The organism is Variovorax sp. 679, from assembly GCF_003952185.1.
Classification (GTDB): Bacteria; Pseudomonadota; Gammaproteobacteria; order Burkholderiales; family Burkholderiaceae_C; genus Variovorax.
The window spans coordinates 219683-234005 of sequence record NZ_RXFS01000003.1 but is presented as its reverse complement, the minus strand read 5'-3'; the positions used below and the strand labels follow the sequence as shown (position 1 = coordinate 234005).

At 64.2% G+C, this 14323-nt stretch carries 16 protein-coding genes and 1 pseudogene; 6 read left to right on the top strand and 11 right to left on the bottom strand.

What is annotated here, in order from left to right:
• Positions 1-11: 11 nt before the first annotated feature.
• The 7 genes from EJO71_RS08375 to EJO71_RS08340 all read right to left on the bottom strand — a co-directional run bounded on the left by EJO71_RS08375 (position 12) and on the right by EJO71_RS08340 (position 4662).
• Entirely contained in the window at positions 12-839 is an 828-nt protein-coding gene (locus EJO71_RS08375) for a metallophosphoesterase (RefSeq protein ID WP_125948436.1), read from the bottom strand.
• Positions 839-1288, bottom strand: a complete 450-nt coding sequence (locus EJO71_RS08370) for an HAD domain-containing protein (RefSeq protein WP_125948437.1) — start codon at positions 1286-1288, stop codon at positions 839-841. Before EJO71_RS08370 ends, EJO71_RS08375 begins: the two co-directional genes overlap by 1 nt.
• 31 nt (positions 1289-1319) lie before the next feature.
• The gene (locus EJO71_RS08365) at positions 1320-2285 is read right to left on the bottom strand and encodes a metallophosphoesterase (protein ID WP_240651336.1); all 966 of its coding nucleotides are present in this window, start codon (positions 2283-2285) and stop codon (positions 1320-1322) included.
• Positions 2275-2781 carry an HAD domain-containing protein gene (locus tag EJO71_RS08360; RefSeq protein ID WP_125948439.1) on the bottom strand — a complete coding sequence of 169 codons (507 nt, stop codon included), beginning with the start codon at positions 2779-2781 and terminating at the stop codon, positions 2275-2277. The genes EJO71_RS08365 and EJO71_RS08360 overlap by 11 nt, the downstream gene beginning before the upstream one ends.
• Before the next feature lie 238 nt (positions 2782-3019).
• The gene (locus EJO71_RS08350) at positions 3020-3853 is read right to left on the bottom strand and encodes a metallophosphoesterase (RefSeq protein ID WP_125948441.1); all 834 of its coding nucleotides are present in this window, start codon (positions 3851-3853) and stop codon (positions 3020-3022) included.
• A 27-nt stretch (positions 3854-3880) separates the two neighbouring features.
• Positions 3881-4321 carry a hypothetical protein gene (locus EJO71_RS08345; protein WP_125948442.1) on the bottom strand — a complete coding sequence of 147 codons (441 nt, stop codon included), beginning with the start codon at positions 4319-4321 and terminating at the stop codon, positions 3881-3883.
• A gap of 2 nt (positions 4322-4323) precedes the next feature.
• Complete coding sequence (locus tag EJO71_RS08340; protein ID WP_125948443.1) at positions 4324-4662, bottom strand: hypothetical protein; 339 nt, start codon at positions 4660-4662, stop codon at positions 4324-4326.
• Positions 4663-4941: 279 nt separating this feature from the next.
• Here EJO71_RS08340 and EJO71_RS08335 point away from each other — a divergent pair, with 279 nt between their 5' ends.
• On the top strand, positions 4942-5187 hold the full coding sequence (locus tag EJO71_RS08335) for a helix-turn-helix transcriptional regulator (RefSeq protein WP_125948444.1): 246 nt from the start codon (positions 4942-4944) through the stop codon (positions 5185-5187).
• Positions 5188-5846: 659 nt separating this feature from the next.
• On the opposite strand, the pseudogene EJO71_RS08330 reads toward EJO71_RS08335, so the two are convergent.
• Positions 5847-6035 (bottom strand): annotated as a pseudogene (locus EJO71_RS08330) (tRNA 2-thiocytidine(32) synthetase TtcA); the annotation flags it as partial.
• 55 nt (positions 6036-6090) lie between these two features.
• Complete coding sequence (locus EJO71_RS08325; RefSeq protein WP_125948445.1) at positions 6091-7080, bottom strand: LysR family transcriptional regulator; 990 nt, start codon at positions 7078-7080, stop codon at positions 6091-6093.
• Between the two features lie 100 nt (positions 7081-7180).
• On the opposite strand from EJO71_RS08325, the gene EJO71_RS08320 reads away from it, so the two are divergent.
• Positions 7181-8410, top strand: a complete 1230-nt coding sequence (locus EJO71_RS08320; RefSeq protein WP_125948446.1) for an MFS transporter — start codon at positions 7181-7183, stop codon at positions 8408-8410.
• Positions 8411-8421: 11 nt separating this feature from the next.
• Here EJO71_RS08320 and EJO71_RS08315 read toward each other — a convergent pair whose 3' ends face one another.
• Together EJO71_RS08315 and EJO71_RS08310 are read right to left on the bottom strand one after the other, a co-directional pair.
• Positions 8422-8799, bottom strand: coding sequence for a dihydroneopterin aldolase (locus EJO71_RS08315; protein WP_125948447.1), 378 nt, complete (start codon positions 8797-8799; stop codon positions 8422-8424).
• An 11-nt stretch (positions 8800-8810) separates the two neighbouring features.
• Positions 8811-9590, bottom strand: a complete 780-nt coding sequence (locus EJO71_RS08310; protein WP_125948448.1) for an SDR family oxidoreductase — start codon at positions 9588-9590, stop codon at positions 8811-8813.
• A gap of 26 nt (positions 9591-9616) precedes the next feature.
• Between EJO71_RS08310 and EJO71_RS08305 the strand changes: the two genes are divergently transcribed.
• The 4 genes from EJO71_RS08305 (at position 9617) to EJO71_RS08290 (ending at position 14305) form a co-directional block, all read left to right on the top strand.
• The gene (locus EJO71_RS08305; RefSeq protein ID WP_125948449.1) at positions 9617-10732 is read left to right on the top strand and encodes an SAM-dependent methyltransferase; all 1116 of its coding nucleotides are present in this window, start codon (positions 9617-9619) and stop codon (positions 10730-10732) included.
• 734 nt (positions 10733-11466) lie between these two features.
• On the top strand, positions 11467-12360 hold the full coding sequence (locus tag EJO71_RS08300; RefSeq protein WP_125948450.1) for a TauD/TfdA family dioxygenase: 894 nt from the start codon (positions 11467-11469) through the stop codon (positions 12358-12360).
• 19 nt (positions 12361-12379) lie between these two features.
• Positions 12380-13390 (top strand): ABC transporter substrate-binding protein, encoded by a 1011-nt coding sequence (locus EJO71_RS08295; RefSeq protein WP_125948451.1) that lies wholly within the window; start codon positions 12380-12382, stop codon positions 13388-13390.
• A 60-nt stretch (positions 13391-13450) separates the two neighbouring features.
• Positions 13451-14305 (top strand): ABC transporter ATP-binding protein, encoded by an 855-nt coding sequence (locus tag EJO71_RS08290; RefSeq protein WP_240651337.1) that lies wholly within the window; start codon positions 13451-13453, stop codon positions 14303-14305.
• Positions 14306-14323 lie beyond the last annotated feature (18 nt).

Genomic DNA, 14323 nt, shown 5'->3' with positions numbered 1-14323 from the left:
CCGTATCAAAGTCATCGGGATTTGACGTCGATGATCAGGGCGGGATCGAACGCCTTGTTCTCGATCCTGCCGCTCCAGTTCACATAGCCGCGCGGATTGCACACGACTTGGCAAGAACGGGCTTGATAGTTGAACGCCTGATGTGTGTGGCCGTGCACCCAGAGTACGGGCACATCGAAGAAGGTTTCCGGGAGCTCGGTGACGAATGCGCCTGAGGACCAGTCATCGGCGTAACGCTGCGCCAGTGAGCCGCGATGAGGCGCGTGGTGAGTCACGACGACCGTCGGGCCATCGAACGGTTGCGAAAGCCTGTCTCGCAGCCACGCGCGCTGCGCCTGATGAATCTGAAGCGTGTCCGCCGCCTGGAGCTTTCTTCCTTGCTTGTAGCGCCAGGTATCGGGCTCGGCCGACTCGTCGCACGTGCGGATCAGCGCATAGTCGTTCAGCAGATTGGTCGCCATCTTCATGGCGCGTCCGACATCGCTGACCAGACCTTCAGGCGTCTCGATGGCGAGCGCGAAGTCGGTCCACAGCGTTGCACCAAGGAAGCGCACGCCATCGATCACCAGTTCGTCACTGTCTAGCAGATGGACATTGCTTCCTTCGGCTTCGGCGCGTGCTTCAGCCAGTGTCGTGTCAAGGCGCCCATCGTAGTACTCGTGATTTCCGGGCAGGTAAACCACGGGCTTGCCGCGAAAACGATCCGCCGCCCACTGGACGGCACGCTTGGCCGGCGAATGAATGTCGCCCGCGAGGATGACAGCATCGAACTCGAGATCAGGCACCGGCTCGAAGGGCGCGAACTCGAGGTGAAGGTCGGAAAGAATCAGCACTCTCATCAGGATGCTCCTTCAAAGTGCGCGCGAAGCTCGGCACAGGCGTTGTCATCGAAGCCGGTGAACGAACCACACACCACCAGATGGTCCTTGCAGTGCTCGAACTGCCAATAGGCATCGTCGAGCGCGACCCAAGGTTCGTCGACGGCATCGTGGATCTGGAGCCAAGCGAGGATCTCTCTTTCACGCTTCCTGTACGGCGATGGAAGGCCGAAGCCCGAACGAGGCGTGGCTCCAAGGATACGAGCCCGGATGTCACTGGAGAACGGCTTCAGCAGAGTCTCATAGAGAAGTTGCTCGCGCCAAGACGAACTGATCACGATGTTCACATGCGGGAATTCGCGCAGCAACGCTTCAAGCGGCGGCAGGAAGCAGAAGTCGGCGCCGCCGTTGAGGACGTGATCTTCCCCCTCCGGATGCAGCACGCCGTCGAAGTCGAGGAACAGGATCACGCTGAATCTCCTGGCCCATTTCCACCGGCCCTCATACGACACCGCCGTGTTGAATCGCGATGAGCATCGATCGCACTCTGTCAGCGCCGCCCTCGACAGCGAGCGTCGCCGGCGTTTGACCATCGAGCCGTTCGTGCGGCTTGTCCAGCCAGGCTTGGGCCGCAGCGCCGAACACCTGAGTAGCGAGATCGAGCACGTCTTGTGAAGGCCCTCCCGGCCCAGGCTCATCGCGCGGCCAGGTCAAGTGCGATCCCATTTCGACCCCGAAGGCGCGGAAAGGCGTCGCGGTGGTCATCAAGCCCTCGCCGACATAGTCGATGTTCTGATGGTGGTGGCCATGGACCGCCAGTTCGACGCCAAGTTTTTCGGCGAGTTCGTCGATCACCTTCCAGCCATGTGGGTGGGCCGTCGGCGCTTCGTGCGTCACCAGGATGTCAGCGGGTCCGCTGCGCAGCAACCGCTGGTACTCATCCGGGAAGATGGAGGATCGGTGCTTGCGCGAGATGCCGTCACGCCATCGCTCATGGCTCTTCATGGTTCGGCGCATGGCGTCGCTCGATTGGAACGCCGCCTCGTCCATCGGCCGCCGTGGATCCCAGATCTTGCTGCGGAAGATGCCGCCCAGGCCCGCGACCTTGAACCCGGCGATCTCGACGATCCGCCCGTGCAGGTTGCGGGTGGCCAGCTCTGATCCCCACAGGTTGTCGTAGTCGGCGTCGGAGTCCGTGTCGTGGTTCCCGGGGATGAACCAGATCTCGGTGAGATCCATGATCGGCCTCAGCTCGACGTGCAGAGGCCGGCACGCCTGGATGTCACCCAGCAGCACGATCGCCTCAGGCTGAAGGCGTTCGACCGCGGCGATCACGAGGTCGAAGTTGCCGTGCGGGTCGCCGAAGAACATCAGCTTTGGCGCTGACCGCTCGCGCTCGGATCGCGCATGGAGGTCCGACGAGATGAGCGGTTTCATTTCATATGCCGATGGCGGTTCATCGTTCATTCGCGAACCGCAGGAAGTGCGAGCGCAACTCCTGGAAGCTGTCCTGGTCGAATGCCCGCGTGGGATCGGTGAGCACGAGCCGCGCGAAGCCCGGTTCGAAGCTCGAGGGCCAATCGTCAAGCGCGACCCATTCCGCGTCGCTGCGGCCATTCCCATCGAGCCAGGCTTGGATTTCCAACTGGCGCCGGTGGTGGACGACCACATTGGGATCAATCTGTGGCGTCGCTCCGATGATCCGATGCCGGATGTCAGCACAGAAATAGCGCTGCAACTGCTCGATGCTCTCGGCCAGTCGCCAATCCGACGAGATGACGACGTCGACAGAATCGAACTCTCGAAGAAGCTCTTCGAGCCGCGGCAAATGGCTGAAGAACCTGCTGCTGAACGAGTAGTCCGCGCCGACAGGATGAAGAACACCATCTACATCCAGGAACAGCAGATCGCTGGAATCGCTCATGCGGCCGGTGGCGCCATGGGTCAACAACGCTTCTGCCATGGATAGACGGCAAGCGCAGGACCTCATCATCCAACAAACCCGGCTTGGAAGGACTCAAGAAGATGGAGCACATCGGCAGCTCGCCCCTCGGCTACCAGCGACTCGGCGGTCTTGCAATCAAACAGCGCGAGTGGCTCGTTCCTGTACCAGAGAATGGCCGCCTCGAGGTCCCCACCCGAGACCGCAGTCGCGGCAGCCAGCACTTGCTGGATCGTGCGGGTAGATGACCGGATGTCACTCATAGCTCGACCACGAGCTCGGGGTTGAACTGCTTGTTTTCCAGGTCACCGCCATGCCGCAAGTACCCCCGGGGGTTGCACACCACCCGGCAGTTGCCGGCTTGATAGTCGTGGCTCTCGTGAAGGTGGCCATGCACCCAGAGTGGCGGCACTTCGAAGAAGGAACTTGGGAGCTCGCTCACAAAAGAGGCGGACAGCCAGTCGGACTGATAGTGCCGCGCGAGAGAGTTTCGATGAGGGGCGTGGTGGGTCACAACCACCGTTGGCCCGTCGAAGGGCTCGGCCAGCTTCTGGGCCAGCCAGGCGCGGTCACTCTGGTGGAGCGCCAGCGTGTCTTCGGGTACCAGGCGGCGCTTTCTTGACTTGGCTGATACCACGGATGCGTCGGAGGATTCCTGCGCCTCGGCCCACCGGATCGATGAGTAGTCGTTGAGACGGACCTTGGCCGCCTTCATGGCCCGCTCGGTGTCGGTCAGAGTTCCCGTCTTGGTCTGGATCGGCAGTTCGAAGTCTGTCCACAGCGTGCAGCCGAGAAAGCGGACGCCGGCGATCACAGCTTCGCCCGGTGCCAGGAGATGCACGTTGCACGAATTCGCGGTGAGCGCCATTTCCTTGAGCGTGGTCTGCAGAACGCCTTGATAGAACTCATGGTTGCCAGGCACGAAGACGATGGGGACCGTCTCCCCAAAGTTCCCCGCCCGCCGGGCCCAGCGCATGGCCTTGGAGCCGGGGACGAAGATGTCCCCAGCAAGGATCACTGCGTCGTAGTCGACCTTCGGGACGAGAAAGGTCCCGAACTCGAGGTGCAGGTCCGAAAGGATGAGCAGCTTCACGTCGGCAGGCCCATTTCTTCAGCGCATTCAGGGCATCAGGATCGAGAGCTTGGCGTTCCATGCCTCGCCATCGGACTTGGAGGGCACGGCGACGCGGATCGTCGGGCGATCGAAGTCACTGGTCTCGAAGAGGAAGTGCACGTGCTGAAAGCGAAACACCGGATTTCCGGGATATTCGGTCCACTTGAGTTGCCAAGTGTTGAAGTACTCGAAATCGACCGTCCGGGCTTTCTTTCCGCGATTGACGATGCAGGCCTTGCGGGCATCGGGATCGAACAGGATGCAGGTCCCGTCCCAATCGCCCAGCATTCGGCGAGGATCGATCGGGAAGAAGGTCGCCCCAGATGCTTGGCCTTGCGCCCGCAGCAACTGCTCGCGTCCCGTTTGAATCGAACGAGGCAATGCGATCCAGGCCCAGTAGAAGAGAACCAAGACGACGGCGAGGGCCAGCAGGAGCGTGATCTCCATGTTCAGTTGGTCGGCCAGATCTGATGCCGAATGCTGAACGAAGTGCACATGCCGTAGTGTGTGAACTGCGCTCCGTTCTCATCTTCGAGGACCAGAAGGTCGACTTGATCGGCATCGGCGCTGGTCGCTGACCAGATCTTCCGAATGTCTCGAATTTGCCAGCGATCGGGATTGCTCTCCGTCGGCGCCAGATACTGAACGTGCCGCAGCGACTGCGGCCCCACGCTCTCGAAGAGATCGAGGAAGTCGCTTTCATAAATCAACAACGCACGCTCCGAGATCTCGAGGGCGTCTTCTTGCACCACCCAGGTCGGGAAGAAAGCAGGAATGGTCAAGTTCAACTGGACTGCTCTCCAACATCTCGCACCAGGCCCGGCCAGCATGGAAGAGATCCTCACCTCATGTGAATCCATCGTCATGAACATAAAAATGAACCCTATAGGTTGCAGTCCAATGTGAAGCTTGGTCGTGGATGTCTTGCTGATCTGATGCTCAAGCAATTCAACAAGCTCCATAAACACTACTCACTGCCCTTCGAGAAGCTATTTTGCTACTTAAATGCATCTAATAGCTATCTTAGTGCTGTCGATAAAAAATGCTAGACGGGGGATTCTTGGTGGATGGGCCAACCTCAACCAAGAACGCAGAGTGCAAGGCAAAGGGTGGCGTTCCATCTACGTGTCATCCGCGCGGAACGCCGCATCTCCCAGGAGCAGCTTGCCGAGGCTGCTGGGCTTCATCGAACGTTTGTAGGGGCCGTCGAGAGGGAGGAGAGGAATATCTCGATCGACAACCTCGAGCGCATTGCTGCCGCGCTGAGTGTCGACGTTTCGTTTCTCGTTTCGCCGGTGGTTCCGCGTTCCTAGACCTCTTGAGGGCGGCGAGAACCTCAAGCATTCCTGCTGTGACTATCGGTGCCGATTGCGGTCGGCACCCAGCTGACCCTATTCGAGGAGGCAGCGGCACTGAGCGCCGAAGTGCGAAAGCGATCAGCACCAATCTGAACGGTAGGGATCTGCAGCCCCTAAGGCTTGGCCTCGGGTGCGCTATGGTGGAACGAGCTGCGCAAGCCATGAGCAGGGACCTCCAATGAGTTCACCCTCGCAGCAATGAAATTAGAAGACTGCTTGGCTGACGTCGCTGAAAACTGCTTGATGACCTTCCTGTGGAAAGGAGCGAAGGTGTTTCCGGCCGAATCGATTGAGTAGAGAAGCGTAGCCTATGAGGAGGGTCGCCTCTCAGTTCTGAGGAGCGAATCTATCCATGACGGAACGAATGAAGAGTCGTTGGCGCTTCGCGAAGAAAAGTCTGTTCGATCACGACGGCGCGACCCTCACTGAGATCGCGTGGAGCCAATATAGATTGGCGTTCAAACACAGCCAAATCCTTCCACTTCGGAACCTGTTCCGCAATACAGGGCGCAGTTGTCGCGCCTCACAATCCTTTTCGTGGCCCTGAGGGAAAAACATCAATCAGATCAAGTAGTTAGCAAGTCAAAGCCACCAGATCAAGGGCTCAGTCCAATATCCTTTCCGCCCGAGACGCACACCATGACCTTGTCGCCCTCCTCGATCATGTTGTAGTCGACGATCGCACGGCCGACCTCGCGGCACAGGCGCTTCTCGAGCTTGTGCGTCTCGCGCTCGATCTTGAGGGAGTTGGTGGCAGTGGCGTCGGCGGCGGCGGGCGCCTCGTCGATCCAGACGGCGTTCATGGGCAGGCTGCTTCAGGGAGTCGGGGGAAGGGGGTGATTGTCCCCGATCCCCATTTCACCCGCCATCCGGCCCGTTTCCGGCCATTGCGGTCGTTCCGGCCTCAGGCAGCGGGGATTCAGGAAAGGCATGGCGCATCGCTTCCACGAAGAGCCGCAGCCTGGCCGGATAGAAGCGCGCGTACGGGTACACGATGTACACCGGCGCGGGCGTGCCGCGCCACTGCGGCGCCAGGTGAACCAGCCGCCCGGCAGCCAGTTCCTCGGCGAGCATCCAGGCCGACGACACCCCGACGCCCACGCCCAGAACGGCCGCGCTGCGCAGCGCATAGAGGCTGTCGGTGATCATGCGCGGGCGGATCGGCACCCGGCACACCTCGCCTGTGCTCTCGTGCGTGAACACGGCTTCGGTCCGGTAGAAATTGCGCGCTGCCAGCCAGGGCAGGGCTTCGAGATCGCGGGCGTGCACCGGCAGCGGCGTGCCGGCCCCGAAGAGCGATGGTGCCCCGACCGCGATGCGCGGCACGTCGAAAAGGCGGATCGCCACGGCATTGGGGTCCGTCACCTCGCCGACGCGGATCGCGCAGTCGACGCCCTCGGCGATGAAGTCGGGCGTCTGGTCGTGTGGGCTGTCGTGCAGCAGCCATTCGACCGTCACCTGCGGATGGCGCTGCAGGTAGGTGGCCAGCGGCCCGACCAGCAGCTGCTGGCCGAAGGCATGCGGCGCCACCACGCGCAGCCGGCCCTCGGGCTGGTCGCTCACGCCGCGCAGCTCGGCCTCGAAGGCGCCCCAGTTCTGGATCAACTCCTTGGCGCGGTCGAAGCAGCGCTCGCCGTCTTCCGTGAGCTTCATCGCATGGGTGGAGCGCTGCAGCAGCCGCACGCCCAGCGAGCGTTCGAGCGCCTGCAGGCGACGGCTCACGGTGGGCTGGGTGGTGCCCATCTGGGCGGCTGCGGCCGACAGGCTGCCGGCTTCGACGATGCGCACGAAGGTCTGCATCAGCTCGATGCGGTCGGCCGGAGGCGGTGGCGGGAGGAGCTTGGCCATGCGTCGAGCGTATATCAATTGTTCGACCCGCAGGACTACCTTCAGAGGGGAGAGGCTCGCAAACTCCGGTCTTTGCTTCTCGAATCCAAGGGTTTACACCATGTCTTACATTCAAAATGCGCATGAAAAGCTGCCAGGGTCGCTGATCCTGTTGCTCGCCGCCAGCGCCGGCTTCGGCGTGGCCGCGCTGTACTACAGCCAGCCCATGCTGGGCGTGCTCGGCCCCGACATCGGCGCCTCGGCCCGCTCCGTGGGCTTCGTGCCCACGCTCACGCAACTGGGCTACGCGCTCGGCATCCTGCTGCTCGCGCCGCTGGGCGACCGCTTCGACCGGCGCCGCATCATCCTCGCCAAGGCTTCGGTGCTGGTTCTCGCGCTGCTGGGCGCAGCGTTCTCGCCCTCGGTCGCGCCGCTGTTGGCAGCGAGCCTCGTCATCGGCCTCGCGGCCACGATGGCGCAGGACGTGGTGCCGGCCGCCGCCACGCTCGCGCCCGAGGCGCATCGCGGCCGGATCGTCGGCACGGTGATGACCGGGCTGCTGCTGGGCATCCTGCTGTCGCGCGTGCTTGCGGGCTTCGTGGCCGAGCACTTCGGCTGGCGCGCGATGTTCGTCGTCGCGGCGGCGAGCATCGCGCTCATTGGCGTGGCGGTCGCGCGCGGGTTGCCGCATCTGCGTGCCACCACGCACCTGGGCTACGGCGCGTTGCTGGGCTCGCTGGCCAAGTTGTGGAAGAAGCATGGCGCGCTGCGCCGCGCGACCTTCGCTCAGGCCCTGCTGTCGGTGGGCTTCAGCGCCTTCTGGTCGACGCTGGCCGTGATGCTGCATGGCGCGCCGTTCCACCTGGGCAGCGCCGCCGCCGGCGCCTTCGGCCTGGCCGGCGCGGCGGGTGCGCTGGCCGCGCCCATCGCCGGGCGCCTTGCGGACCGTCGCGGCCCCGAACTGGTGATCCGCATGGGTGCCGCGCTGGTCGCCGTCTCGTTCGCGGCGATGCTGTTCGCGCCGCTGCTTGCGGCTCCGGCCGCGCGGCTGGGGCTGATCGTGGTCAGCGCCATCGGCTTCGACTTCGGCCTGCAGGCCGCGCTGATCGCGCACCAGACAGTGGTCTACGGCATCGACCCCGGTGCGCGCAGCCGGCTCAACGCGGTGTTCTTCACGGGCGTGTTCGTCGGCATGGCCACGGGCTCCGCGCTGGGTGCACTGGTGCTGGCGCAGTGGGGATGGTCGGGCGTGGCGGCGATGGCCTCGGTGTCGGCGCTCGGCGCACTGGCCGTGCGCATGTGGCCGGCGGCGGCGAAGGAGCCCGCCGCAGCCTGCAGTTCAGCGGCCTGAGTGGCGGCGAATCACCACTCGCCTGCTTCCATGCGGATCGCCACTTCGCAGTCGTCGAAGATCTCGAGCTTGGCGATCTTCACGCGCACGCCCAGCACGCCGGGCAGTTGCAGCAGGCGCTGCACCAGCTTGCCGATCAGGCTCTCGAGCAGGTTGACGTGCTCGGCGGTGCACTCGTCGATGATGATGAGGCGCACCTTGCCGTAGTCCAGCACGTGAAAGATGTCGTCGTCCTGCGGCAGCAGCGGCTGCTCGCCGAGGTTGAGTTCCGCGTCCACCTGGATCGGCTGCGGCGCGACCTTCTCGTGGTCGAGGATCCCGAGGTTCGCGTCGAAGCGAAGGCCCATCAGGGTGAGGGTCTGGCGGCCGTGGGTGTGCTTGGAAGACATGGTGGTGGTGCTCACATGAGCGAGAAATCGCGCTCGAATTTCATCAGGTGCTGGCCGCCGTCCACCAGCAGCGTGGTGCCGGTGATCGAACGGTTCTCCAGCGCGAACTTGACCGTGGCGGCCACGTCCTCCGGGGTGGAGGAACGGCCCAGCGGCGACAGCTTGTGCAGTTGCGCGAACTTGTCGTCGTTGAGCATGTGGCTCGCCAGCGTGAGGCCGGGCGCCACGCCCACCACGCGCACGCGTGGCGCAAGGGCCAGCGCCAGCATCGGCGTGGCGGCCTCGAGCGCGGCCTTCGACAGCGTGTAGCTCAAAAAGTCGGGGTTCGGGTTCCAGAGCTTCTGGTCGAGCAGGTGGACGACCGCGCCTTGCGCGTCGCGCGCAGAAAGGTGCTCGTGCAGCGCCTGCGCCAGCAGGATGGCCGCGCCGGTGTTGCTGCGCGCGTGGCGTTCCATGAGCGCGTAGCCGAAGGTGGCGGCCTCGTCGTGCTCGAAGAGGGCTGCGCTGTGGACCACGGCGTCGATGCCGCGGAAGCGCGCGACCACGCGGGGAAGCAGGGCGCGGGTGGCTTGTTCATCGTCGAGGTCGGCCGAGAACAGCGCCGAATCGCCCGAGAGCGCGGCGCAGTCGGCCACCGTCTGCTCGGCCTCGGCGCGCGAGTTCCGGTAGTGCACCGCCACCTGCCAGCCGCCCGCGGCAAGCGCCAGTGCGATCTCGCGGCCAAGCCGGCGGCCTGCGCCCGTGACGAGGACCGTGCGGGGGGAGGCGGAGGCTGGGGAGGCGGGGCTCATGCGGGGAGAGGGGGGAGAATGGCGCTGTGACGACAAAGACGACCCCCAGCAGTTTACCCACCGCCCTCGACCACCTCATCGCGCGTTCCGTCGAGCGCGCGGGCGGGTGGATAGGCTTCGACCGCTTCATGGCGCTTGCACTCTATGCGCCCGGCCTGGGCTATTACGCCAACACGCTGGCCAAGTTCGGCCACATGCCGTCTTCGGGCAGCGACTTCGTGACGGCGCCCGAACTCACGCCGATGTTCGGCCAGACACTGGCCGTGCAATTGGCCGAGGCGCTGGAGAAGACGGGGACCGACACGGTCTGGGAATTCGGCGCCGGTTCCGGTGCACTGGCGGTGCAACTGCTGCATGCATTCGACGAAATGGGGCGCACCGATGTGCGCTACCGGATCGTGGATCTGTCGGGCACCTTGCGGGAGCGGCAGCAGCAGGCGCTTGTCCGGTATGCCGGCCGCGTCGAATGGCTCAACGAGCTGCCCGAGGCCATGCAAGGTGTGGTGGTCGGCAACGAGGTGCTCGATGCGATGCCTGTGCAACTGCTGGCGCGTGTGGGTGGGCAGTGGTTCGAGCGTGGCGTGGTGCACAACGCGGCCGACGATGGATGGGGCTGGGCCGATCGCGCGACCGAGTTGCGTCCGCCGGTGGAGGTGGCTGGTGAGCACGACTACCTCACCGAGATTCATCCGCAGGCGAAGGCCTTCATTGCGACGCTTGCCGATCGGTTGAAGAAAGGCGCGGCATTCTTCATCGACTACGGCTTTCCGGAGGCCGAGTACTACCACCCGCAACGGCATATGGGCACGGTGATGTGCCATCGGGGGCATCAGGCCGATGGGGATCCGCTGTCTGATGTGGGGCTCAAGGACATCACTGCGCATGTCGACTTCACGGGGATTGCGCTGGCGGGGCAGGACGCGGGGCTTGCCGTGCTTGGGTATACGAGCCAGGCGCGGTTTCTGCTGAACTGCGGGGTGCTGGCTCGGATGGAGCAGGGCTCCGTGGCTGAGCGGGGCATGGCTGCCCGGCTTGTTCATGAGCATGAGATGGGGGAGTTGTTCAAGGTTGTGGGGTTTGCTGTGGGGGAGGCTTGGGATGCGATTGGGTTTGTTGAAGGGGATCGCAGTCATACGCTTTGATCTGTGATGGGCGTTTGCTTTCCGGGGCCGGGACTCGCCCCGGCGGGCGACCTACTTTCTTTTGCTTCGCCAAAAGAAAGTAGGCAAAGAAAAGGCGACCCCACTGTCTGCGTCCCTCCGCTTCGCTACGGGCAACCTGCGGTGCTCGCGTTTCGCGGGGTCTCGCAGAACTCGCTTCGCTCAGACAGCTGCGAGCCCTGATCCGCGAAACGCTGCGCTCCTCGGCGCAGCCAGAGGGGAGGGGGAACACCCGGGCCATCGCGTTGCTCGGCCACCAAGGCACAGCAGGCGCTTCGCGCCTGCTGTGCTTGGAACGGGCACTGGGAGCTGTTGAAGTCGGGCTGATTCCTGGCCGAGCGAAGCGAAGGCCAGTGCAGGCTGTTCAGAGGCCGAGCGCAGCGATGGCCTGTTCGGTTTCCAACTCCCTTCTGGCTGTGCCGAGGAGCGCAGACGTAGGAGGGATAAGGGCCGCAGCTGTTTGAGCGAAGCGAGTTCTGCGGACCCCCTCCTACGTCGAGCACCGCAGGTTGCCCGCAGCGAAGCGGAGGGACACAGACAGTAGGGTCGCCTTTCTTTTGCCTACGTTTCTTTGGCGAAGCAAAGAAAAGTAGGTCGCCTGCCGGGGCGAGACCCGGCTCCGGAAAGCAAACCGATCACCACCAAAATTACAAAGTCATAAGCTAGCAACGAAGAGTTCGTTGTCGAACGACACCCCGCCCCCTACATTCCCGGGCATGACTGCCCCCCCTTCCAGCAGCGATGCCAACGCCCCCGCACAGCACTTCGAAGTGCGCCCTTTCGCCGCCCCGGTAGGTGCCGAAGTCATAGGCCTCGACATCTCGAAGCCAATCAGCACCGAAGACTTCGCCCGAATCCACAAGGCCCACCTCGACCACCACGTCCTGGTCTTCCGCTGCCAGCAGATCACCCCGCAAGAGCACATCGACTTCAGCCGCCGCTTCGGTCCGCTCGAAATCCACGTCCTGCACCAGTTCCAGCTCAAGGACCACCCCGAGATTCTCATCGTCTCCAACATCAAGGAGAACGGCGAGCCCATCGGCCTCGGCGACGCGGGCGTCTACTGGCACTCCGACATCTCGTACAAGCCCAAGCCCAGCCTCGGCTCCCTGCTGCACGCCCAGGAGTTGCCGAGCGAAGGCGGCGACACGCTCTTCGCCGACCAGCATCTCGCATGGGAGTCGCTGAGCCCCGAACTGCAGCAGCGCATCCTTCCGCTGAAGGCCGAGCACAGCTACCTCGCCAAGTACGAAGAGCTGCGCGCGAAGAACCCGTGGCGCCCCAAGCTCTCGCAGGCGCAGATCGACCAGGTCGCACCCGCCGTACAGCCGGTGGTGCGCACGCACCCCGAGACGGGCCGCAAGGCGCTGTTCGTCAGCGAGCATTTCACGACGCGCATCGTCGGCCTGCCGCAGGACGAGAGCGACGCGCTGCTTGCCCAACTGTTCGCGCACAGCGTGAAGCCGGAGTTCGTGTATCGCCACACATGGGCGCCGCACGACCTCGTGTTCTGGGACAACCGCTCGCTGATGCACCTCGCAGCCGGCACGCCCGATCACCTGCGCCGCCGCCTCAACCGCACCACCATCGTCGGCGACACGCCCTTCTGATTTTTCTTCCGGACCTTCAATGAACCGCTTCACCCGCAAAGCCGCGGCGCTCGTCGCCGGCCTCGGCCTCCTGGCCGGCAGCCTTTCCGCGCATGCCGAAGGCCAGATCCGCATCGCCGAGCAGTTCGGCATCGTCTACCTGCTGCTCAACGTGGCGCAGGAGCAGAAGCTCATCGAGAAGCACGCGAAGGCAGCGGGCGTCGATGCCAAGGTCGAATGGGTCAAGCTCTCGGGCGGCTCGGCGGTGAATGACGCGCTGCTGTCGGGCAACATCGAGATCGCGGGCGCCGGCGTGGGCCCGCTGCTCACGCTGTGGGACCGCACCAAGGGCAAGCAGAACGTGAAGGGCGTGGCCTCGCTGGGCAACTTTCCGTACTACCTAGTGACCAACAACCCGAACGTGAAATCGATCGCCGACTTCACCGACAAGGACCGCATCGCGCTGCCCGCCGTGGGCGTGTCGGTGCAGTCGCGCGTGCTGCAGTTCGCCTCGGCAAAACTGTGGGGCGACAAGGAGTTCAACAGGCTCGACAAGATCAGCGTGGCAGTGCCGCACCCCGATGCTGCGGCGGCCATCATCAAGGGCGGCACGGAGATCACGGGGCATTTCGGCAATCCGCCGTTCCAGGAGCAGGAGCTCGCGGGCAACCCGAACGCGCGCATCGTGCTCAACTCGTATCAGGTGCTGGGCGGGCCGTCGTCGGCGACGGTGCTCTACGCCACCGAGAAATTCCGCAGCGAGAACCCGAAGACGTACAAGGCCTTCGTCGATGCGCTCGACGAGGCGGCGAAGTTCGTCACGGCCAATCCCGAGAAGGCGGCCGACATCTACCTGAAGGTGAGCGGCGCGAAGCTCGACCGCGAGCTGCTGCTGAAGATCATCAAGAACCCGGAAGTGCAGTTCAAGACCACGCCGCAGAACACGTACCCGCTGGCGGAGTTCATGCACCGCGTGGGCGCGATCAGGAACAAGCCGGCTTCGGTGAAGGACTACTTCTTCGACGATGCGCAGAATTCGTCGGGGAACTGATCGATGAGTGCTGCAGCGGTCCTGGAATCGCGGGGTGATGACTCCCTCTCCCATCGGGAGATGGCGCAGCCCCTGGTTTCGCCTCCGGCTCCCACTCCGTCTCTTTCTCGCGAGCGGCAGGGGGAACATGAGGGCGCACCGCTGCTGCAGGTGGACGACGTCAGCCTCGAATACCGCACCCCCGAGCGCGTCGTGCGCGCCACGCACCGCGTGAGCTTCGACGTCCACGCCGCCGATCGCTTCGTGCTGCTCGGTCCCTCGGGTTGCGGCAAGTCCACGTTGCTGAAGGCCGTGGCCGGCTTCATTCCGCCGGTCGAGGGCGAGATCCGCCTCGAAGGCCGCCGCGTGACGCAGCCCGGCCCCGACCGCATCGTCGTGTTCCAGGAGTTCGACCAGCTGCCGCCGTGGAAGACGGTGAAGCAGAACGTGATGTTCCCGCTGCTGGCTTCGCGCTCGCTCGGCAGGAAGGAAGCGGCCGAACGCGCGCTGCACTACCTCGACAAGGTCGGCCTCTCGAAGTTCGCCGACGTGCACCCGCACCAGCTCTCCGGCGGCATGAAGCAGCGCGTGGCGATCGCACGCGCGCTCGCGATGCAGCCGCGCGTGCTGCTGATGGACGAGCCTTTCGCCGCGCTCGATGCGCTCACGCGGCGCAGGATGCAGCAGGAGCTGCTCGAGCTGTGGGACGAGGTGCGCTTCACGCTGCTGTTCGTCACCCACTCCATCGAGGAGGCGCTGGTGGTGGGCAACCGCATCGCACTGCTGTCGCCGCATCCGGGGCGCATGCGCGCCGAGATCAACAGCCATGCCTTCACGCTCGACAGCCTCGGCGGCGCCGAATTCCAGGGCACGGCGCAGCGCATCCACGACATGTTGTTCGAAGAGGAAGAAGAAGCCGGGGAGGCCACGGCATGAGCGCCGCGCCGGGCCGCC